23 protein-coding genes are annotated in these 21096 nt (G+C 38.0%); 18 read left to right on the top strand and 5 right to left on the bottom strand.

The genetic code is table 11. The features are described 5' to 3' along the window. On the bottom strand, positions 1-767 hold a 767-nt coding region (locus FJ366_03250; GenBank protein MBM3894583.1), incomplete at its 3' end, for a hypothetical protein. A gap of 429 nt (positions 768-1196) precedes the next feature. After that, complete coding sequence (locus FJ366_03245) at positions 1197-1598, bottom strand: hypothetical protein (GenBank protein ID MBM3894582.1); 402 nt, start codon at positions 1596-1598, stop codon at positions 1197-1199. Between the two features lie 367 nt (positions 1599-1965). Here FJ366_03245 and rny point away from each other — a divergent pair, with 367 nt between their 5' ends. The 10 genes from rny to FJ366_03195 all read left to right on the top strand — a co-directional run bounded on the left by rny (position 1966) and on the right by FJ366_03195 (position 10112). After that, positions 1966-3510, top strand: coding sequence for a ribonuclease Y (gene rny, locus FJ366_03240; protein MBM3894581.1), 1545 nt, complete (start codon positions 1966-1968; stop codon positions 3508-3510). 86 nt (positions 3511-3596) lie between these two features. After that, the gene (locus tag FJ366_03235; protein ID MBM3894580.1) at positions 3597-4394 is read left to right on the top strand and encodes a TIGR00282 family metallophosphoesterase; all 798 of its coding nucleotides are present in this window, start codon (positions 3597-3599) and stop codon (positions 4392-4394) included. Positions 4395-4405: 11 nt separating this feature from the next. Further along, the gene (locus tag FJ366_03230) at positions 4406-5314 is read left to right on the top strand and encodes a DMT family transporter (protein ID MBM3894579.1); all 909 of its coding nucleotides are present in this window, start codon (positions 4406-4408) and stop codon (positions 5312-5314) included. A gap of 23 nt (positions 5315-5337) precedes the next feature. Further along, positions 5338-6108, top strand: a complete 771-nt coding sequence (locus FJ366_03225; GenBank protein MBM3894578.1) for an ABC transporter ATP-binding protein — start codon at positions 5338-5340, stop codon at positions 6106-6108. Between the two features lie 10 nt (positions 6109-6118). Then, positions 6119-6931 carry a hypothetical protein gene (locus tag FJ366_03220; protein ID MBM3894577.1) on the top strand — a complete coding sequence of 271 codons (813 nt, stop codon included), beginning with the start codon at positions 6119-6121 and terminating at the stop codon, positions 6929-6931. Then, positions 6928-7716 (top strand): hypothetical protein, encoded by a 789-nt coding sequence (locus FJ366_03215; GenBank protein ID MBM3894576.1) that lies wholly within the window; start codon positions 6928-6930, stop codon positions 7714-7716. Before FJ366_03220 ends, FJ366_03215 begins: the two co-directional genes overlap by 4 nt. A 151-nt stretch (positions 7717-7867) precedes the next feature. Beyond that, entirely contained in the window at positions 7868-8284 is a 417-nt protein-coding gene (locus tag FJ366_03210; protein MBM3894575.1) for a hypothetical protein, read from the top strand. A gap of 287 nt (positions 8285-8571) precedes the next feature. Then, positions 8572-8925 carry a hypothetical protein gene (locus FJ366_03205; GenBank protein ID MBM3894574.1) on the top strand — a complete coding sequence of 118 codons (354 nt, stop codon included), beginning with the start codon at positions 8572-8574 and terminating at the stop codon, positions 8923-8925. Positions 8926-9152: 227 nt separating this feature from the next. After that, entirely contained in the window at positions 9153-9539 is a 387-nt protein-coding gene (locus FJ366_03200) for a hypothetical protein (protein MBM3894573.1), read from the top strand. 225 nt (positions 9540-9764) lie between these two features. After that, entirely contained in the window at positions 9765-10112 is a 348-nt protein-coding gene (locus FJ366_03195; protein MBM3894572.1) for a hypothetical protein, read from the top strand. Positions 10113-10174: 62 nt separating this feature from the next. On the opposite strand, the gene FJ366_03190 is transcribed toward FJ366_03195, so the two are convergent. Further along, positions 10175-10780 (bottom strand): hypothetical protein, encoded by a 606-nt coding sequence (locus tag FJ366_03190; GenBank protein ID MBM3894571.1) that lies wholly within the window; start codon positions 10778-10780, stop codon positions 10175-10177. A 165-nt stretch (positions 10781-10945) separates the two neighbouring features. Between FJ366_03190 and FJ366_03185 the strand changes: the two genes are divergently transcribed. The 8 genes from FJ366_03185 (at position 10946) to FJ366_03150 (ending at position 20147) form a co-directional block, all read left to right on the top strand. After that, entirely contained in the window at positions 10946-12241 is a 1296-nt protein-coding gene (locus tag FJ366_03185) for a hypothetical protein (GenBank protein ID MBM3894570.1), read from the top strand. Positions 12242-12247: 6 nt separating this feature from the next. After that, on the top strand, positions 12248-13348 hold the full coding sequence (locus FJ366_03180; protein MBM3894569.1) for a hypothetical protein: 1101 nt from the start codon (positions 12248-12250) through the stop codon (positions 13346-13348). A 3-nt stretch (positions 13349-13351) separates the two neighbouring features. Continuing rightward, on the top strand, positions 13352-14599 hold the full coding sequence (locus FJ366_03175; GenBank protein ID MBM3894568.1) for a hypothetical protein: 1248 nt from the start codon (positions 13352-13354) through the stop codon (positions 14597-14599). Positions 14600-14680: 81 nt separating this feature from the next. Further along, a complete protein-coding gene (locus FJ366_03170) occupies positions 14681-15388 on the top strand; it encodes a hypothetical protein (protein MBM3894567.1) in 708 nt (235 codons plus the stop codon). An 84-nt stretch (positions 15389-15472) separates the two neighbouring features. Beyond that, complete coding sequence (locus FJ366_03165) at positions 15473-16900, top strand: proline--tRNA ligase (GenBank protein ID MBM3894566.1); 1428 nt, start codon at positions 15473-15475, stop codon at positions 16898-16900. A 20-nt stretch (positions 16901-16920) separates the two neighbouring features. Continuing rightward, complete coding sequence (locus FJ366_03160; GenBank protein ID MBM3894565.1) at positions 16921-17799, top strand: hypothetical protein; 879 nt, start codon at positions 16921-16923, stop codon at positions 17797-17799. Positions 17800-17904: 105 nt separating this feature from the next. After that, positions 17905-19023, top strand: a complete 1119-nt coding sequence (dnaN, locus tag FJ366_03155; GenBank protein MBM3894564.1) for a DNA polymerase III subunit beta — start codon at positions 17905-17907, stop codon at positions 19021-19023. Between the two features lie 5 nt (positions 19024-19028). Then, a complete protein-coding gene (locus FJ366_03150) occupies positions 19029-20147 on the top strand; it encodes a hypothetical protein (GenBank protein MBM3894563.1) in 1119 nt (372 codons plus the stop codon). 350 nt (positions 20148-20497) lie between these two features. On the opposite strand, the gene FJ366_03145 is transcribed toward FJ366_03150, so the two are convergent. Then, positions 20498-20827, bottom strand: coding sequence for a hypothetical protein (locus FJ366_03145; protein ID MBM3894562.1), 330 nt, complete (start codon positions 20825-20827; stop codon positions 20498-20500). Between the two features lie 70 nt (positions 20828-20897). Beyond that, on the bottom strand, positions 20898-21096 hold a 199-nt coding region (locus FJ366_03140; GenBank protein MBM3894561.1), incomplete at its 5' end, for a crossover junction endodeoxyribonuclease RuvC.

Raw genomic sequence — 21096 nt, 5'->3', positions numbered from 1 at the left:
AATTTAGCGATCACAAAAGCTGATCCAACTGCTGCAAGTCCAGCTACTGCTCTACGATCAACCAGAGAACGCGATCTTGCTGGTGGTGTTGTTGGTACTATTGAACGAGGATTTCTTCTTTGTCCTGTTGGTACTGGTACTGATACTACTACTGGTGCTGCTGGTGCTGGTGCTGGTGCTGGTGCTGGTGAAACATTGACGCTACATTTATCCGCAAGTGAAAATTTACCTTTTAATGCTTTAAAATTGTCATCTGTAATGTCTTTTAAAATCTTTTTATGCTCTAAGTTATACTCTAAGGCGACTTTCACCCTGTCTGTGGTAACATGATCAACATCTTTGTTTAGCTTATTAGCCAGGGCTTTTTTTAGACCATCAAGATTGGCTATGGTATTCATCTCAATCGGGATCTGTCTTGTGCTGATTACCATAAAAGTAATCCTCGTAGAATGTGCTGGTGCTGGTGCTGATGAAACATAGACGTTCGTAGAAGCCGTATGTGGCAATCCAGCTTTTAATTCTTCAAAATTGCCATCGTTAATGTCTTTTTTCTTGAATTCGACTCTCACCCTGTCTGTGGTAACATGATCAACATCTGTGTTTAGCTTATCAGCCAGGGCTTGTTTTAGATCATTAAGATTGGCTATGGTATCCACCTCAATCGGGATCTGTCTTCCGCTAAATATTTTAAAAGTAATCACCTCGGAATGAACATTTCCCATACCTATGGCCAAAACGGCTACTGAAAAAAATATTTTCCTTAACATATATCAAGCTCCTATGCTTTTTGTGGTATTCATTTGAGTATGCCAGAAATAAAACATTTTTTGGTGGCTTTTTTAGCAAGCTTTATACCCTCTAAAAAAGTAAAAAAATGCCGATTTTCTCTTTTCTGCATGAAATTTGATGTTATTAATTTGGACGGAGCAAGATCTGAAGACTTATAAAAAAATAACGGAAGTTTTTTACGCTTCCGTTATTTTTTACAAGTTCAATTCAGGATGGAATCTTTTTTATCAAGAGGTTTTATTTGTCTCTTCGGTTGTCAGTTCCAAGACAGATTTTTGCTTGGTGATGACAGTTTAAAAAAAATGCTGTTTCGGCCTGATTGTGGAAATTTTATTTTCTCTTAGGTACAAAATACGCAAACCCCTCTGTTTTTAAGCTATGGCGAAGTGATTCGAAATTTTCTTCACTTAGGCATTTTCCTTCGAGTAGAAGACTGTTGCTTCTGGTGCTGGTGCTGATACTACTGCTGGCTCTCTGCGGGGTGCTTCTGGTGCTGGTGCTGGTGCAGCTACTGCTGCTGGTTCTCGTGAAACAACTACGTACACAGAAGCCGCATATGGAAATCTAGCTCTTGATTCTTCAAAATTGGCATCGCTAATGTCTTCACCGTAGAAAATGATTCTCACTCTGTCTAGGGTAACGCCTAATTGCATAGCCAGGGCTTGTTTTAGATCATCAAGATTGGCTATGGTATCCATCTCAATCGAGATACGTCTTCCGCTAAGTGTTTTAAAAGTAATCACCTCAGAATGAACATTTCCGACACCTATGGCCAAAACGGCTACTGAAAAAAATATTTTTTTAAACATATATCAAGCTCCTATAATTTTTATGGTATTTATTTGAGTATGCCAAAAATAACATTTTTTGGTGGCTTTTTTTAATGGGCTTTATACCCCCTAAAAAAGTAAAAAAATGCTGATTTTCTTTTTTCAGCATGAAATGTATGGAGGAATTCACTGTTGAAACAGGCACCTTTGGTTATATTTTTAATAAGACAGCTTTTTACGTCATTTTAAGGGCGGTTTTTTTGAATGTTCTCAATTCTTGAGGGATAAAAATAATCTTTAGGGCTTTTTGCTGACTCTTTCTTCAGATTCCTGTATAAGAGATGAATAACAAACGTAACAGTTTGTTTGGTGTCTTATTGTATTGGTTTTAGAAAAGAGATGTATAATGATAAATTCAATTTTACTCGGATTTGCATCGGGAACAATCGTTTCTGTGCTTGTCGGGTTGGTATATTTCTTATACCGAAAAAATGTACTAAAAAGGTTAGAACATTCAGCTGAAGTGCGAGTAAAAGAGGCTCAACAGCGTCTTGAAGTAGAACAGCAGGATGCATTTAACAAAATAAATCGCAAACGCAACGAGTTTGAAGAAGAACAAAAACGAATTCGCTTTGAGCTCAAAAAAACAGAAGATCGGATTCAGAAGAAAACGGAACATGTTGAGCAGCGAGAGAGCGAGGTTGAATCCATTCGACGTGAACTGCATACCAGAGAGCGTGATTTGGGCAAGCGAAACGATGAATTGTTGGCATCCGAGTCGCGAGTAAAAAAAGTATATGATTCTTTGATTTTAAAACTTGAACAGCTTGCGGGCATGAATCGCGATCAGGCACGTAAAATGCTCACAGAATCATTGCAGAACGAAGTTAAGCATGAATGTGCAAAATGGCTTGTTGCAACGCGAGAAGAAACCGTTTCGCAGGCCGAGTCTAAGGCTATTAAAATTCTATCAACCGCTATGCAGCGGTGTATTCCCGACCAGATTGTGTATACAACCTCAACGGTTGTGCAATTGCCTTCAGAAGAGATGAAGGGCCGAATTATCGGAAAAGAAGGTCGAAACATTAAAGCGCTTGAGATGGCTACAGGAATGGAGTTTGTCATCGGCGAATCGCCCGAGACAATTGCGATTTCTGGATTTAATCCTATTCGCAGAGAAGTTGCTCGCAGAGCGTTGTTAAAGTTGATTCAAGATGGTCGAATCAATCCTGCTCGTATCGAAGAAGTTGTCGAAAAGTGTCAGCAAGAAGTTGATATGATCACCGAAGAGATGGGACATAAAACGGTTCTTGAGTTTAATTGTGTTGGCATGCACAAAGAATTGGTTTCGCTTCTTGGGAAATTATATTTTAGAACAAGTTATACGCAAAATAACCTTGAGCATTCAAAAGAAGTTGCTTATTTTGCCCGAATGATTGCAGAAGAGCTTGGATTGGATGGCAACTTGGCAGCTCGCTGCGGCTTGCTTCATGATATTGGTAAAGCCCTTTCTGCAGACGTTGAAGGTCCTCACGCAATTATTGGTGGTGATCTTGCTAAAAAATGTGGTGAAGATCCAATCGTGGTTAATGCAATTGCCGCTCACCACGAAGAGGTGGCGCCAATTTCGCCCTATGCGATGATTACACATCTTGCCGATGCGCTTTCAGCGGCTCGTCCTGGTGCTCGTAAGGAAAAACTTGGCAGCTATGTAAAACGACTTGAAGATCTAGAAAACATCGCAATGAGTTTTGATGGCATAAAAAAGGCGTACGCATTGCAAGCTGGCCGAGAAATTCGTATTATTGTAGATGAGATTTCGATGAGCGATGAGGACTCTATGGTTCTTGCCCGTGATATCGTTTTAAAAATACAAGAAAAGCTTGATTTTCCAGGACAGATAAAAGTCACTGTGATTCGTGAAAAACGTGCTATTGAGTACGCAAAATAACCTATCAAATGAAATACAAATCGGAAGAGGGGCATTCGTGCCCCTCTTTTGTTAGAAAAAAGGAATGCTAAAAAGCTATGGCTGGAATAAAAGTTACATTTATTGGCGATCTTGTTGGTGTTGTTGGTTTTACGATGCTTAAGCGCTGGATTGCTAAAATAAAAGAAGATACACAAGCAGATCTTATCGTGGTTAATGGCGAAAATATTGCAGGAAAAGGCCGCGGAATTACCCCAAAAGACGCAGATATGTTATTTGCCCTTGGCGCGCAGGTTATTACAACCGGCAATCACATTTGGGCTCAAAAAGAAATTTATCCCTACATTAATCAAACACCGTTGCTGATCAGACCTGCAAATTTTCCCGATGGAGTTCCCGGAAAGGGATTTGTTCAGGTTGAGGTTAAAGGAACGCTGGTTACGATTATTAATTTAATGGGGCGCGTGTTTTTCCGTGAAACATTATCCTGTCCCTTTAAAAAAGCCGACGAAATTATTGCAACCGTACGTATGAAAAGTCCTATTGTGCTCGTGGATTTTCACGCAGAGGCGACCTCGGAAAAAATTGCTTTGGGCTTATACCTGGATGGCAAAATTTCTGGAATGGTTGGTACTCATTCGCACGTTCAGACGGCCGATGAGCGAATTTTACCTCAAGGAACGGGATTTATTACCGACTTGGGTTCTTCTGGTGCGGTACATTCGTGTTTGGGGATGACTTCTGGACCGATAATTCAACGATTTATCACGCAACTTCCACAACAATTTGTCGTAGATGTAGTGCCGCCGTACCAGATTACTGGTGTTAGCATGGAGATCGATCGCGCAACTGGAAAAACCCTTAATATCAAGCGTTTTTCGATCATTGATGATCAAAAAATTTAGGACAAATCTACATGATATTGATTGTTTTGATGTATTCATTGTTTGCGGCAACGTTTCCGCTTGCAAAAATTGCCATGAATTACGTAGATGCGCCACTTTTTTTCTTGAGTATTCGGATGCTTCTTGCTGGGGCTGGCATGATTTTGGCGAGTTTTTTTCTTATTCCAAAGCGATTGCTGTTAACTGCTAAAGATTTTTTACTCCTTGCAGCCGCAGGTTTTTTTGGTGTATTTGTGGCTTTTGGATGTGAATTTTGGGCAATACAATTTGTGTCTTCCATAAAAGTGAATATTTTTTATTCACTTTCGCCTTTCATGACGGCTGTTTTTGCCTACATTTTCCATAACCAAAAACTTTCGTACAAAAAGGTGATTGGTCTTTTTATTGGTTTTTTAGGCTTGCTTACGTTGTCGTTTGATTCGAATGTTGTCTTGACTTCTTGTTTGCCAACGTCTGCGTATGATGTGGGGCTTATTATTTCTGTAGCTTCTGCTGCATATGCCTGGTTTGTCATAAAAAAATTACTCGACCGCGGGATTCCGATGCTGGTGGTTAACGGTGGGATGACATTTCTTGGTGGCTGCATGTGTTTGTTTACCTACTTGCTGGCTTCTGGCGGCGTGGTGATTCCGTTGGTCACTTCGTGGAACATGATGCTGTTGTGTATGGTTGGCTTAATACTTATTTCTAACGTCATTGGATACACGATGTATGGTCATTTGCTTCATTCCTATTCATTAACATTACTTTCGTTTACCGGTTTTTTGTGTCCGCTGTTTGGTTTGCTGTACGGCTATTTATTCATGGGTGAAGCGTTCTCGTGGTTGTATGTAATAGCATTGGTGTGTGTCTTTATTGGATTAATGCTTTTCTATTTTGATGAACAATCTGATGATTCATCGGCATACTATGACGAGTAATTTTTTGAAGTTAGGATTTTAGCATGAGTGAAAAAAAAACAACCAATTCTTCTGGTGTTCTTCTTTCGATTCAAAATTTAGTTAAAGAATATTCTGTCGCTGCTGGTAGAAAAAGAGCTTTGGATGGTGTTTCTCTTGATATTTACCAGGGTGAGATCTTTGGTTTGCTGGGCGCAAACGGAGCGGGTAAGACGACGCTTTCTTCGCTTCTTGCAACATTCAATCCGCCAACATCGGGATCGATAGTATTTGAAGGCAAATCTATTTTTGATGATATTTATGCATATCGGATGCAGCTTGGGTTTTGTCCACAGCGTCCCAATCTTGACTCGCAATTAACTGTCAAAGAAAATTTGGAGTTTGCAGCTCGGTATTATCTACAACCCGAAAAAGAAGCAAAAAAACGAATTGCAGAATTGATGGATCGGTTTAGCTTGGATAAATATGCACATTCATTTGTTGAAAATCTTTCTGGTGGGTATCGTCAGCGATTGTCAATTGCTCGTGCGCTGGTACATAACCCGCGGATTGTTATTTTGGATGAGCCAACAGTTGCGCTCGATCCGCATGTGCGAAGAGCAATTTGGGAATCTATAAAAACGCTCAAATCTGATGGTGTGACGGTTATTTTGACAACGCACTATCTTGATGAAGCAGAAGAGCTTTCTGATAGAGTTTGCATCTTGGAAAAAGGAACTGTTTTACAGCTTGGAACACCGGCAGAGCTAATGAAGCAACATGGAGAAAATTCTTTAGAAGATGTGTTTATCCGTTTATTAAACGATGAAGAATAAGGGTCTGAAGATGTTTGGAATTTCATGGAATTTAAATAATCAAACAGTTCGACAGTTTCTTATCTTTTTTCAACTACTGCGCAGAGATTTGTATATCGTTTTGCACATTTTACCTAAAAAAATAATCAATACAGTTGTGTGGTCTTCGGCGATGATTTTTGCCAATCATTACATCATGCCGCTTCTTGGGTTGCCAGCGGCATACGGTAAATTTATGCTCGTTGGTGCAATCACGGTACAAATGTTGTTTCAATCCATGGCCGATGTTGCCGTTCGCGTGAGCGATTTGGTGGGGGATCGTGAAATATTATTTGCCTTGGGGTTGCCGATTCCTGCATGGCTTGTGTGTGCAAGGTATGCAACCACGACTATGATTCAAGGCATAATGAGCAGTTTTTTTGCACTTCCTGCTGCGGTACTTATCATGTGGGGTGATTTTTCTTTTCCTTACGCAAGTCTGCCTAAAATAGCATTGATGGTTTTCAGTCAAGGTATGTTTTTTGGTGCGTTTTCGTTGTTCATGACAGCTGGAACCAAAAATATGCCCGATTACGAAAATGCATGGATGCGTATCGCAAATCCTTTGTTGATACTTGGTTGTTATACCTTTTCATGGAGTGTGCTCAAAAAGGCAATTCCTTTTTTTGCACCCCTTTTTTTACTCAATCCATTTACCTATCTCATGGAGGGAATCCGGGCATCGGTTTTGGGTCAATTTACGTTTATTAATTATTGGACCTGTGAATTGTCTATTTTGATGTTTACGTTGTTTTTTGCTGTCCAAGGATTTTATCGCCTTAAAAAAAGGTTAGATTTTGTATGAATCAATTAACTCAATATGGAAAAATTTTTACCGCATTGGTGCTCAAAGAGTTTCGTTTATTTTGGTCCCATCGTTCTGAAATATGGCTTAATATTTTCTTTGAAGTGGTTTTGTGGTTATTAATCGAAACGTTTGTTATGCCATCGTTTGGCGCTGCGTATAATTATGGACAGTTCATGCTCGCAAATATTTTGATTATGCAATTTGTGATGCTTGCAATGAGCGATGTGAGTGTTATGGTCGATGATTTGTGCTCAAATAAGCAGATTTCGTTTCAGCTTGGTCTTGCTTTGCCATCTGAGTTGGTATTTATTCGCTATGCACTTTCAACAAGTATCAAAAGTTTTGTATACACGGTCTGTGCGCTTCCTGTAGCTCTCCTGGTGGTCTATGCGCGAGGCAGCTTTGTAAGCTTTTCTCTGCTCAAATTGTTAAGTATGTTCTTTTTAGGATCCCTGTTTTTTGGGGTTTTTATGTTGTGGATGGCTTCTTTTACCAAGAATTTGGTTCACTACGAAGATTTGTGGGTACGCATGGTCAGCCCTTTGTGGATGATGGGTGGAGCATTGTTTCCCTGGGTTTTAGTACAAAAAAATTATCCTTTTTTAGCTAAAATTTTATTACTCAATCCGTTTTTGTACATCATGGAAGGCGCGCGATCTGCAATTTTGGGCCACCATCAGTATATTTCTTATGCAACCTGCGTGATGGTTATTATCTGCTCAATTCTGATTATTGGATTTTTGGGTGTTCGAGGCATGAAAAAACGGCTTGATACCTTCTAAATTACTCAACTTATGATTGATTAACGTCTTTTTACGTCTGTTTTTTTAAAAAAAACGGCTTTTTTGGTCTATTTTTTTTTAAAAAAAACCTTTTTGATGCCTGTGTTAAGGTAATAAAGAATACTCAGTTGTAGTTGGGAAAATAAAAAATATGAAAAATAAATTAATTCTTTTGGGAATGGTATTGTTTGTCTCGGGTGCGAGTGCAATACCTGGATTGATAAATTTAAGAGACTTTAAACGTGGGTATAATCAAGATGCTCATCGTTTGAATGATAAACCACAAGAAGAGAGGGTTTTTTTCTTAAAAGAAACAAGAAGCGACAAACAAATGCTTGCAGAGGCTCAAGGATGGTCAGACGATGAAAAGATGGCTCAAGGCTATTTAACAGTTTATAACCACGTGACACATGTTGAAGAGCCTATCACAGATGCTGATTTGGAAGCTCGAGTTGCCTTTCTTGAAGACTTAATTGCAAATAAAATCGCTGAATGGAATATCACGGAAGAGGAATTTGCAGCTGACGATACTCATGTGAGGATTGCGTTAAGAGGATTGCCGTCGTAAAAATACAGACAAAGAGATTAAAAAATTTAAGAGGTTTGAACACATTCAGTTGGTTCAAACCTCTTTTTATTGCGATAACCCAATATTCATAATTGAGCACAGTTGTTGATAGCTGGATTCAAGGTCTTCCTTTAAAGGTTGCTTGATTTTGGCTTTGTAGATTGATAAAAGCATGCTTTTTTACAAAAAACAGCTCTTTTTTGTATTTGTTTTCATTAAAAATCCAGTCCTAACTCATTGTGGTATGTTTATTTTATGTAAACCTTGTTTTTAAAGAAGGATAAATTATGAATAAAGTATTATTTTTTGTTGTAACATTATTTTGCGCAGTAGCAGTACAAGCTCGGCTCCCTCAAGAGAAGAATGCACATGATTTTGGTATGCATTATCTAAATCTTGGTCAGATTGCAGATCAGAGTCCCGATGTGGTTCAAAAAATTGGTTTTTTAAATGACGTTAGAGAAGATGAACAACAACTTCTTACGGCGGTTGGCTATTCATTTGATGACAAAGATGCTAATCCCGGTTTGTGTGGTGAGGCGGGGGTTCCGTTGACGAATGATGATTTATTAAATCGAAGCGATTTTCTTAGAGAGGTGTTTAATCAAGCTCAATCTAGATGGGGAATTGTACTAGATTAATTGGTTTTTCCATTGCAAGCATTTTTTATTATTTAATAGGTTTGAATCAACTTAATGGGTCCAAACCTATTTTTATTATTGGGGAGCTTTTTTTAGGATTTTTATACTTATTGGCTAAAAACACACCTAGAGTTTTGTGGGTGGATTATAATAGATTAAACTTTTAAATCGGGTATTCTTAAAAAGACAGGTATCATTTGTCTTATTAAGAGTCCGCGGGGAAACTAATGAAAAGTTCAATTTTTATTATTATGACTGTTTTAAGTTGTATAACATATACTTCTGCCCTGACCTATCAAGAATTTCAGGATCAAGTTGAGCTAATAAAGGCGAACCAAGATAAAAAGTTAGCTTTACATTCATTATTTCAGTATCGCTCGGGCTTTATACGAGTAAGCACTTCTCATTTCACTGATGAACAAAAAATACAGCTAGGGATCGTTTCAAATTCAAAAGATGATGCTGCAGATGTACCGAAAATTGCTCTTACAGAAGAAGAGATAGTCATAAGAAAAGATTATCTTTCTGAGGTTATAAATGCTTTTGCAACAGAAAATGATTTGGAGGATTTTCTAGGACAACTTGACCAAGGACTTGCTGTTTTTAGTGTATAATCTTTTGTACAAAATTTTTTTTTAATTTTTCTTAGGTGAGGTCTACTCACTTTGTTAAAAGTCCAAATGTTTTCATATGGAAAATCTTTTTTGTATTTATTTTTAAAAAAACAATGCTTTTTTAATTAAAATGGCTTGGATTCTTTAAAAGTAAATTATCATGATACCTTAAATTTAACTTAAAAGTAATTTTATTATGATTTATTAAATTAATGAAGATTAATCATGAAAAAAATGTTGTTTATTTTTGTGGTAGCTTTTTTTGTATCATTTGCGGGCGCAAAATTGCCTAGCGGTGCTGTAGATTTTACTAGGTATTATCAGGATCTTGTTCTTATGGCTGATGAAGGTGACGTGGTTCATCGACTTGGTTTTTTAGCAGAAGCTAAAAACGATGTAGAAATGCTTTTAGCCGCAAGAGAATACACTGATGATGAACTTAAGGCTCGTCCAGAATTTTGCGATCTTAGGTATAGTAAAGCTCCATTTAATCCTTGGCAACTTGAAGCTAAAGCTCGCGCATTGAGAGAGATTATTGATAATTGCTCTCAAGAATGGAACCTTTCATTGTAATTATCCATTATTAATGGTTTTTAAAAAAGTAAGGTGTGATCAAAAATCGCACCTTACTTTTTTTATTGCGATAAACCAATATTCATAATTGAGCACAGTTGTTGATAGCAGGATTCAAGGTCTTCATTTATAACCGTGTGTCTAAAAAAACGTTCTTTTAATTCTCTATCAATTTCCGCGTCAAATAGTTTGAGTCTTCTTTCGAGTGCTGCATAATCGTGTGTGTAGCGATCTTTTAATCTTTCAACCAATAATTCTCGCGAGGGAACGGTTATCCATATGCATTCAAATTTTACTGATGGATATTGAGTTTTAATTTCTTGTGAAATAGTTCGTGCGCCTGGCCAATCGGTAATGATGATATACTGTTTTCCATTGTTAACATGTTGCAGAATATCGCTGGGCGAGCCGTACCATGATTGATCGTATACTGTTGTTTCTAAAAAAAAGCCCTGGTCTTTAAGATTTAAAAACTCTTGGTTGGTCACAAAAAAATAATCTACGGCGTGTGTTTCTCCGGGACGAGCAGGACGTGTTGTGTACGTTACTGCACGTTTTATATCGGTATGCCGACTAATAATTAAATTAGTGAGGGTTGTTTTTCCAGCACCTGTTGGAGCTGCGATAATAAATAAACTCCCAGAAGATTGCACGTTGTTCACAATAATTTTCTCATGAGTATGTTGTACCGTATGCGGTTAGTATTGCCTAAAAAAAAATCTCCGGGAAGTTCTTTTTTGCAATGACAATTGCGTTTAACCATTTACTCACCACACAAGCCCTGAGTAACTTATTCGGTAAGATTTGCAAAAAGTGTTGAGCAAGGGTCTGTGGTGAAACGATTTAACGCACGGAACTTTATTTTTTATGGAATAGCTTTTTTTTGCATGAGTTGTTTTTTTGGCAGTGATGCTTCTGTAGTTATTTCTTCTGCCGATGATGTTGCTTCTGTTGTTGCTCAAGCTGCTACAGCGCCACTTGGTTCTGCAGATGATGCAACCGCAAAATCAAAAATAGATTCACTAGGAAAACTTTCCGACGAAACGCCATTACTCAATGGAAACGAGATTAGATTTAATGCAACTATGCCCATTACGGGAAGTATGTCATTAGTCGGTGATGATTATGCAAAAGGAATTAATCTTGTTTTTGATAAACTAAATAGAAGCGGCGGCCTTAATAAAAAGTATTTAATTAAATACTTTGTGAGCGACGATCGATATCAGTCGACTACCGCAAAAGAAAACATTCAAAAAGCGGCAAAAGAATCACCCATTTTTGTGGGTAATTTTGGCTCTCATGCGCTTTCAACCGCTCAAGAATTGTTAGAAAAAAAACATGTTGCAATGGTTTTTCCAACGGTTGGTGATGCTCAGATGCGTAAAAATAAATATTCAAATACCGTCTTTTTTCGACCGTCGATGGAAAGAGAAATTCGCGCTCTTTTGAATTACGCGATTAATAATCAACATCGCAAAAAAATAGCGCTTTTTTTTGAAGAAAATCAGTGGGGTAAAGCCGGCGCTGCTATCGCAGAAGAACTGTTAAAAAAATTAGGTATTTCTGTGTGCGCAAAAGCGAGTTACCCAACAAATACAATTGCGGTAACCGCTGCCTCTGTTGAAATTATTAAAAGCAAACCAGATGCTGTGTTGTGTATTTCCACGTATCGTCCAACCTATAATTTTATTCAGCTTGTTTTGAATGAAGGATTTCAACATTGCTTGTTTTTGGGTTTAGGGCCAGCAACGCCCATGCAACAGCTGCTCAAAAAATCACGCGGTGTTACGATCGCGACCTCATCGGTTGTTCCAAGTCCCTCAAAAAGCAAATTAGCTATTGTTGAAGCTTATCGAAAAGATATGGCAAAATTTTTGCCGTTACGAGAATTATCACAATATTCGCTTGAAGGATATGTGGTAGGGTCTTTGGTTGTTTCGGCGTTAAAAAAGCTTAAGCCTCCGTACCAGCTTGGAAAGCTCATGCAGTTTTTTGAAAAATTAACCAAAAAAGATTTTGGTGGTCTGAAGATACACTTTAATCCTGAAACCCGGGAGTTATCGTCAACCGTTTGGATTAATACGGGGAATGCAGCTGAAGACTGGAATTCTTCTTTTAGTGAGTTGTAAAAAATTATGGCAAATGTTGAATCAAATAAATCATTTTTCGATTGGCTAATGCGTAGTAATACGCCAAAAATAGCAACGCTTTGTATTGTTCCGCTCTCGATTATTCTGCTGTTTGTTTATTCGTTGTCTTCGTTTAATACCACAGATCAATCACCAGAATTTTCGATTATTGATGTTCAAAAACAAAAAGAATTTGGTGCATTTACAGTAAAAGTTAAAACGGGATTATACATTAAGAATTTTACAAAATTTGATGTGCTCAATAATCAATTTATTTTTGATGCGTTGCTTTGGTTTGAGTTTTATCCAAATGAAATAATGCTAGAAAACATCAGTAAATTTACGGTTGATAATGGCAAAGTAATTAACAAATCGGCTCCGGATCTTAAAGTTGTGGGAGATGTTGTTTTGGCCTCCTATGATATTCGTATCGACTGCAAAGCTAATTTAGATTTTGTAAAATTCCCCTTTGAAGATCATAAACTTTCGATTGTTATTACCAACAATGCGGTAACACCCTATGAAATGTTTTTTATTGTTGATAACACTACATTCAACACAGCGCCAGACCTGAACATCTCGAACTGGAACATAAAAAGTTTAAATACTGACTCTGGGTACTTTCAACCGGGACTTGATACCAAGCAAGCGGATAAAGCATCAGCGTATCCTAAAGCTATTTTTACGATGAATGTCCAAAAAACCGGTATTCGTAAAGTATTAGTTATTTTCTTACCTATTTTCTTGGTTATGATTTTGTCGTTGTTTTCTTTCTTAATGGCTTTAGCAAATTATGTTGGGCGAGCAACGTTGGCAACGGCTGGCGTAACTGCAGAACTTGGGTATCGATTTGTTTTGGACAAAATGATTCCAGATGTGAGTTATTTTACGATTGCCGATAGTTTATATTTGGTTTTGTTGGTTGCAAGTTTTCTTGTTTTTGTGGCGCAAACGTTTATTGGACGGTATTGCACAACAGTTGTTGATAAGCTACCCGAAGATAAACGTGGTGAAGGGATTGTATTTGCCGAAAAAATTAATGGCTTTACGTTTTATATCATCGCCATACTGGTTCTTGGGTTGACTTTTTATCTGATGTTGAGGTAGTTCATGGCAAAACAAAAAAATTCAGTACTCCTGATTTCTGGAATAAGCGTTTTAGGCTTGTTTCTGCTGTTAACTATTATTGCGTTAGTTGCCCCTGAAGCATCATCTCCCGATCTTTTCTCAACACTTCCAGCGTTGATAGAGTTTACAAAAAATATGCCAGAATCTCCCACTCGAGATAATAAAAGTATTGTAAAACCAGAGTTTGAGACTTTTTATACCGCGAACCAGGTTGGATTTTTGAATAGAACATTTGGAAATCTTTTGCGTCTTATGGGGATCGGTTCCCAGCTTTTGTGGTCCTCAAGAACGTTTAGCGATGTTTTAAAAAGTTTAATTGAGCAGCGTGAAAAAAAAGAATACAAAGATAATCCACTTGTTCATCTTAAAACACCTAAAAATGCACGCTTTGTTATCGTTGGTGATTTGCAGGGAGCGCTTCATTCGTTGGTACGTTCTCTTGTGGAATGGAGAAAAATGGAAGTGATTGATGATCAGTTAAAATTAAAAAACGAAACAGATTTTATTATTTTTCTTGGCGATGCAGTTAGCCGTTCGGCCTACAGTATGGAAACAATGATGATTTTGATGCGTTTGATCCAAAAAAATCCAGATCAGGCTTTTTATATTCGGGGGAATCACGAAAACGATAAATATTGGCAAAGTTATGGATTGAAGCGTCAGCTTGAAATGCTTGCAGAAAATGTCCAAGAATCAGACGAAAAGTTTCCTCTAGAAAAATATGTACAACGTTTTTTTAATACCTTACCGGTTGCCTTATTTTGCGATATTCCCACAGAGCGGGGAAAAGAATTTATTCGCTTCTCGCACGAAGGAGGTGGTGAAACGACAATTCAAAAGATAGAAACGAATACCTTTGCTTCGATTTTGAAAAAAGAACCATCAGATCTTATTTCGATTTCATCTCTCAAAGGCTTGTCCGCCGGAGATGAAACCATAGAAACAAAAGCCATAATTCGCTCAGAGGTTAAACGGAAATCATTTCAATCTATGGATGGCTTGCGTCAGCTCGATCCAGAAGATGGAACACCATCTTGGACGGTTTTTTCTGCGCCAACAACAATTTACCAAGAAGGTGTATCTTTTTTTAATGATGCATTTGCTGTTCTTAAAACAGCAGAAGATCTTGAAGAGTGGAAAATAACAGTTTATTTCCAGGATGTAAGAAAGCTAGAAGGATACAAATCTCGTTCGGTAGAACTTATTTCGGGCGAAGAAATAAAAGAATAATAAAAAGACTTTTTTTATTGAAAATTAATTTTATTTGTGGAAGTATCACACTCGGTTGAACATTTTTTTGTGAGAAATACTATGAACGTTCGTTTTTCAAAAGTATTTGTACTGCTTGTTATGGTTACTTTTTTACGGGTTGTCTCTGCGGATATTTATACCATTGGAGTAAAAATAGCAGGTCAACCAATTTTTGGTGCCGGCCTATTGGATTTGACAGAAGATGAAGCTCTTGTTCCTGTGGGGAAAACATATATTTCTGTGGTACAACAAATAACCTCTTTTTCTGCAGGTGAACCAATAGTAGTTTCAACCGCAGGAAGTGAATGTAAAAAACTTTTTAATATTAATGATGAATGGTCGATTGCGCTTCCGTATGATTTTTTGATAACCGAAGATCTTGAACGAGTTGTCCGTAGTTTTAATGATGAAATGTCGTGTAAAGATTTTATCGAGACCCTTAAAGCATTATTTATAGCCGTTTTTGGGATAGAAACGCAGCTCAAATTTGATGAAGACTTTTGTCGTGAAATTCAATTTTTGTTTTCTCATGATCAAGGTGCTTGTGAGTGCTGCTCAACTGAAGTTATTAGTCGCCCGACAGTTCTTTCGATGAGAAGAGTTGCTTCTGCTGAATTGGCCGGACTTGTAGGACCGTCTCCCGAGCCACTCCTGTCTTCAACACCATTAGCGCAAGATTCGACCCAAGAGCCGCACGAGGGTGGAGGGTTACTATTTCTACGCCACTTGCGATCTGCAAGTGAATCAGGTCCGATCTCTTCAAAATAATAATATTGATCTTGTTGGGCTCTTTTTCGCGTGGTATAGTTTATTCTGGTCGGTTTTTTAGAGACATTTTTATAGGATAGTCATATGGATTTGGCGCAATTATTTAAAACAAATTTTCCAGAGTGGTATCAGCAAGTTATTTTCGATTCTGAACTTGTTGATCAAAGCCCGACCCGTGGATCATTTGTTATCCGTCCCTATGGGTATGCGCTGTGGGAAGCTATTCAAAAAGATCTTGATGCCAGAATCAAAAAACATTCTGTTAAAAATGCTTATTTCCCTTTGTTTATCCCTGAGTCTTTTTTAAAAAAAGAAGCTGATCATATCGAAGGTTTTTCTCCAGAACTTGCTGTTGTTACGCATGCTGGGGGTAAAGAACTTGAAGAGAGTTATGTTGTTCGCCCAACCTCTGAAACAATTATTTATCACATGTTTGAACGCTGGATAAAATCATGGCGTGATTTGCCGCTCAATATCAATCAATGGGCAAACGTTGTTCGCTGGGAAATGCGTCCACGAGCATTTTTACGAACAACAGAATTTTTGTGGCAAGAAGGTCATACAGCTCATGCAACGCGTGAGGAAGCGCTAAAGATGGTTCATGCGATGCTCAATGAATACAAAGAGCTTGCAGAAAACTTACTTGCAATCCCGGTGGTTGTTGGCGAAAAAACAGCACATGAACGTTTTGCTGGTGGCGAAATTACCACAACCATTGAAGGATTGATGGGTGATGGTAAGGCTTTGCAGATGGGAACATCACATTTGTTACAACAATCATTTCCTGCATCTTTTGGCGTAAAATTTCAAGCGGAAGATGGCACCAATAAAACACCATGGTGTACTAGCTGGGGCGCTACAACTCGATTGATTGGTGCTTTGGTTATGACGCATGGTGATGAAAAAGGTCTTGCGCTGCCACCACGAGTAGCTTCTGTTCAGGTCGTGATTATTCCAATCGGCGCTAAAGACGATCTTATTCAAGCTAAGGCAAAAGCGCATGAACTTGCAGCCCAATTAACAGCCGCAGGGGTTCGTGTGTTTGTCGATGAATCTGAAGGTCGTCCAGGTGCAAAATATTATCATTGGGAAATGCGTGGCGTTCCGCTTCGTCTAGAACTCGGGATGCGAGACATTGCAGCTGGAACGTGTATTGCAGCTCCGCGTGTCATTGTTGATGGAGGACTTGCAAAAGAAGTGATTTCTCTTGATGGAGTTGTTTCTCGCGTAGTTCAGATGCTAGAACAAATTCAACAAACGATGTTTAATCGTGCATTGAATCGTCGTAATACTTCTTGGCACCAGGTTGCAACATATCAAGATATTGTTGAGCAAGTTTTAGTAAAACCTGGTTTTTTCCAAACCGGATGGTGCGAAAAAACATCGTGTGAGCTTGAACTTAAGGCAATTCAATGTTCTATTCGTTGTATTATTCCTGAACAAAAAGCAGAAACATGCTTTTTCTGTCGCGAAAAATCTGTGCGTGAAGTGTTGATTGCAAAATCGTATTAAAATAATGGGAGAACCGTATCGTGAATATGAATCAATATGTAACTCGTTTTAGAACATATTTGATTACCGAACGACGTTTTTCTCATAACACAGTTTCTGCGTATATTGCTGACGTTGAACAATTTCTACACTTTTTTGAAGAGCACGAATTGTCTTTGGAAAAATACACCAAAGACGACGTGCTCAGCTTTCTTTCGTTTCTTAAGTTAAAAAAACTTGCTGCGGCCAGTTTGTGCCGTAAAGTTGTTGTTCTTAAATTATTTGGTTCATACATTGAAGATTGCTTTAAAATCAAAAATATTATGGCTCAGATTTCTACCCCTAAGCTCGAGCAATTGTTGCCAACGTATTTAACTGAAGCCGAAGTTGAACAATTGCTCGTGTACATTCAAACAAATATTCAGAGTGACAAAGGTTTTAGAAATTATTTGATTATTATTTTATTGTATTCAGCCGGGCTGAGAGTTTCTGAATTACTTTCATTAAAGCCGACATCGTTTCGATTTGACACCGGATTTGTTGAAGTTATTGGTAAGCGTGGAACGCAACGTGCCGTTCCGCTACCAGCGCAAGTGCTTGATGCTGTGCAACAATTTGTTGGAACACATGAAAAAAATGAATGGTTGTTTACTACAAATGAATCTACGCAAAAGCCTCTGACTCGGCAGCAGTGCTGGAATATTGTCAAAGATGCTGTACTTAAATCTGGCATAACTAAACAAATTTCTCCGCATAGTTTGCGTCATTCGTTAGCAACACACTTTTTGGGGCGTGGGATGGATGTGCGAAGCTTGCAAGTTTTTTTGGGACATCAGTCTGTTGATACGGTTGAAGTGTATACCCATGTTGATCGGACAGGATTGCGTTCGGTGTATGAAAAAAGTCATCCTCGAAAATAATTTTTTTTCTTTTTTAACAGCTTTTTGCTACTGCTGATTTTCTAAAAACAGGTTAAACTAAATAAAGTTTAATAATTATTAGTGCCGTAGTTGGATAGACTTTTTATGATCTACTCATTTTCTTTGGAGCGAGATGCGCTCTTGACTCATTTAAGCGCAATGCAACCAATTTGTTCTAAGCGATCACCACTTGATGTTACTGAATCAATTTTGTTTCAAGTGAGTTATCGTGAATTAATTCTTAAAGCTACTGATTTAGAAATTAGCTTACAATCGAGTCTTCCAATAGAAAGCTCCTTGTCAGAAGTTCGATCTTTTTTGATTTCTGGTCGAAGAATTTATGAGATTGTTCGCGAGTTAAGCGGAATGCTTGAGTTTTCATTTATTGATGCGGGCATTCAATTAACCGCGGGAGAAGGAGTAGCGTTTACGCTTGCAGTTCGAGATGCACAGGATTTTCCAGCGTTCCCTGAACGTATCGAAAACTTAATGCATTGCGAAAGTCCATTTTTACTCAGCTTACTTGATAAAGTTGGCATCGTTGTTCCTCAAAATAATGCAACAAAGGCGCTTAATGGTATGTTGTTAGAAGCAGGACCACAGGGCGTTGCATTTGTTGGTACCGATGGTCATTCTTTGGCATACGTTGAAACCGCTCAATATTCGTTGGCGGAACAAACACAATGGTTAATCCCTCGCCGAGCATTACTTGAAGTTAAAAAATTGCTTGAACAAACGACTGATGTTGTTTTTATCGGAACTTGTGCAGGACAATTAGTTTTCTCGGGAACTCATTTTAATTTCTTTACTCGCTTGCTGAATGATCCATTTCCTACGTACAAACCAATTTTATCGACCAATAATTTTACCCAAGTTCAAATTTCACGCGAAAGCTTAATCAAGGCTCTTAGACGCGCAGGAGCGCTTTTGGCTGGTCAGTTTATTGCATCACAATTTTCTTTTTCTGTGCATGGTTGTGAAATATCTTTGGAGAACAAAGATATTGGTTCTTTGCGACAATTAATTTCTTGCGAAATTCCCTCTGAGTTTATCTTGGATACCGCATTTTATTCTCCCTATTTGCTGTCAGGTTTACTCGCAATTACCGATGATGTTGTAAGTTGCTTTGTAAAAGATAAACGCTCTGCATTAATTGTTCGATCAAAACAACAAAACTATGAATACACCTATGTGGTAATGCCTGTATCTCGCGAAGGTAGATAGAAGCGATGCTGCGCATATCTTCACTTGCATGCACGGGACTTCGAAACTTTTCTGGCACAATAAAAAAAGAGTTTGATGCAACAGCTCAATTTGTTGTGCTTCATGGACCAAATGGTGCAGGAAAAACATCGTTATTGGAAGCGGTATTTTATGCATGCTACTTAAAGTCATTTCGAACGTCACATAGTGCAGACTTGATTTCATTTGGCGGCAATCATTTCTTTATCGAAATTACCGGAACAGATACACAGACAGATGAATCACACACTATTTCTGTTGGGTGTGATGGTGAAAAAAAAGTAATTAAGTTTGATGGAAAAAATGTTAAAGCCCATAAAGATTTACTCGAAAAATATCGCGTGCTTGGACTGACCGAAAGCGATTTGGATTTAATTTCAGGCGCACCTTTGCAGCGCCGAACGTTCTTGAATCATGCTCAGATGTTATTTGACGTGCACTTTGTTGAACGAATGCGCGTTTATCGGCGATCGATTAATCAACGAAATGCGTTACTTTTTTCATTAAAAGGAAGCTTTTTACCTCTTTCTGTTCAAAATGCTCATCAGTTGAATGTTTGGACAAAAAACGTCTGGGAACAAGGGCGCGATGAAATATATCGATTTAAAGAGATGCTTTTTTTGCTTGAACAAAAAGTAAATGAATTATTGCAGCGACATTGTCCTTCGGAGCATTTAAAAATTACTTTAAATTATGAACCTGAATTTTTTAGAGAAGATGAAACGTTCAATGAATTTTGGGATCGGTATGTGCAAACGCTGTTGGCTGAAGAAATTAGACAAGGGCGTGGATTGTGGGGACTTGCGCTGGACGATATTTCAATTTCGTTTGTTGACAAGCTGATGCGTCGTTTTGCATCACGCGGTCAACAGAAATTGGTGATTTTACTTCTTAAGGTTGCGCAGTTGTATTTGCTTGGGCCAGAGACGGCTATTTTTATAGTCGATGACTTTATGACAGATTTTGACGCGCGAAGAATTCATCAGGTGCTGCAGATTCTTCGAGAGACAAAGACCCAAATTATTATGACCACACCGTTGCAGTTTTTTGTTCCTGCCGATTTTGCCGGCGTTGTGCAACTCATTGAGATTGATGAAAAGAGATAGCGTGCAATTGGTTTTGTGACTATTTTTACCTTGATAAAAAAAGAGAGTGGGGGTAGTCTGAAACGAGGTTGAGTTCTGTATTTTTTACATGCTCTTCCTTTTCTCCTTAAATTCCCCGGGCTTTGGCTTTGGGGAATTTTTTCTTTTTAAATTTCCCGCATATAATTATTTATTGTTCATATGAAAAATAAGATAAACGATGCGTATAAAAGATTGATTTCGATTAGCTTCTTATAAAAAAGTCCTTTTAAATAAAAGAATATATAATTTGACATAACTGCGATTATCAGCCGCGGTGTAATTATTTTTCCAGCCCTTATCTTTACAATCTTCTCCAGTTCTAAGCTTTTTTATAAATTCAAAATAATGTCTGCGATCAACGCTGCAGGAATTTCTGTCGCGTTCAATTCATGCCAATAAAACGTTGTATTTCCATCAATTTCATCTGTTCGCTTAACTCGAATTAATAACGTCCCTCTGCCGTTTAGTCGACATAATTTAAAAAAACGATTTGTTATATGATTTGAGCCATAAATAGTTTCTAAATTCCCCTGATTTTTTAAAATTATCATCTGTGCAAATCGATCCTTTACAAAATCAATAGAAACAAACGAACCAAAATGAAAACAGCCAAGACAACCCGCAATACTTAAAATAAATAATGAATACATTTTAATCATTTATATTCCTTACTCCTCTCTTTTGAGTGTTTAACATAAAAAACGCATTATCGGACCGACTGTAAAAAATTTAATTGAATAGACACATGCCACAAATGCCGATAGCTATCGCATCTGTCACATCATTTCGTAATGATTCGGCATAATTTTGTAACTGAGGAAACATGCGCAACAGCATCAAAGCAACATCCTCTTTTTGAGCACTTCCCGAGCCCACAATCGCCTGCTTCACTTCTCGCGGTGCAAATTCTGCAATTTCAAGCGAATGC

The sequence above is a fragment of the Candidatus Dependentiae bacterium genome (assembly GCA_016871815.1).
Taxonomy (GTDB): domain Bacteria; phylum Babelota; class Babeliae; order Babelales.
Note: the sequence above shows the minus strand (reverse complement) of the source record. Positions and strands in the feature narration are given on the sequence as shown.

Excerpts from the sequence above, each read along its gene's own strand:
- FJ366_03170 (MBM3894567.1), top strand. The coding sequence starts at position 14,681 with ATGAACGTTCGTTTTTCAAAAGTATTTGTACTGCTTGTTATGGTTACT.
- FJ366_03225 (MBM3894578.1), top strand. The coding sequence starts at position 5,338 with ATGAGTGAAAAAAAAACAACCAATTCTTCTGGTGTTCTTCTTTCGATT.
- FJ366_03180 (MBM3894569.1), top strand. The coding sequence starts at position 12,248 with ATGGCAAATGTTGAATCAAATAAATCATTTTTCGATTGGCTAATGCGT.
- FJ366_03195 (MBM3894572.1), top strand. The coding sequence starts at position 9,765 with ATGAAAAAAATGTTGTTTATTTTTGTGGTAGCTTTTTTTGTATCATTT.
- dnaN (MBM3894564.1), top strand. The coding sequence starts at position 17,905 with ATGATCTACTCATTTTCTTTGGAGCGAGATGCGCTCTTGACTCATTTA.
- FJ366_03215 (MBM3894576.1), top strand. The coding sequence starts at position 6,928 with ATGAATCAATTAACTCAATATGGAAAAATTTTTACCGCATTGGTGCTC.
- FJ366_03245 (MBM3894582.1), bottom strand. The coding sequence starts at position 1,598 with ATGTTTAAAAAAATATTTTTTTCAGTAGCCGTTTTGGCCATAGGTGTC.
- FJ366_03175 (MBM3894568.1), top strand. The coding sequence starts at position 13,352 with ATGGCAAAACAAAAAAATTCAGTACTCCTGATTTCTGGAATAAGCGTT.
- FJ366_03200 (MBM3894573.1), top strand. The coding sequence starts at position 9,153 with ATGAAAAGTTCAATTTTTATTATTATGACTGTTTTAAGTTGTATAACA.
- FJ366_03145 (MBM3894562.1), bottom strand. The coding sequence starts at position 20,827 with ATGATTAAAATGTATTCATTATTTATTTTAAGTATTGCGGGTTGTCTT.
- FJ366_03220 (MBM3894577.1), top strand. The coding sequence starts at position 6,119 with ATGTTTGGAATTTCATGGAATTTAAATAATCAAACAGTTCGACAGTTT.
- FJ366_03165 (MBM3894566.1), top strand. The coding sequence starts at position 15,473 with ATGGATTTGGCGCAATTATTTAAAACAAATTTTCCAGAGTGGTATCAG.
- FJ366_03210 (MBM3894575.1), top strand. The coding sequence starts at position 7,868 with ATGAAAAATAAATTAATTCTTTTGGGAATGGTATTGTTTGTCTCGGGT.
- rny (MBM3894581.1), top strand. The coding sequence starts at position 1,966 with ATGATAAATTCAATTTTACTCGGATTTGCATCGGGAACAATCGTTTCT.
- FJ366_03205 (MBM3894574.1), top strand. The coding sequence starts at position 8,572 with ATGAATAAAGTATTATTTTTTGTTGTAACATTATTTTGCGCAGTAGCA.
- FJ366_03150 (MBM3894563.1), top strand. The coding sequence starts at position 19,029 with ATGCTGCGCATATCTTCACTTGCATGCACGGGACTTCGAAACTTTTCT.
- FJ366_03230 (MBM3894579.1), top strand. The coding sequence starts at position 4,406 with ATGATATTGATTGTTTTGATGTATTCATTGTTTGCGGCAACGTTTCCG.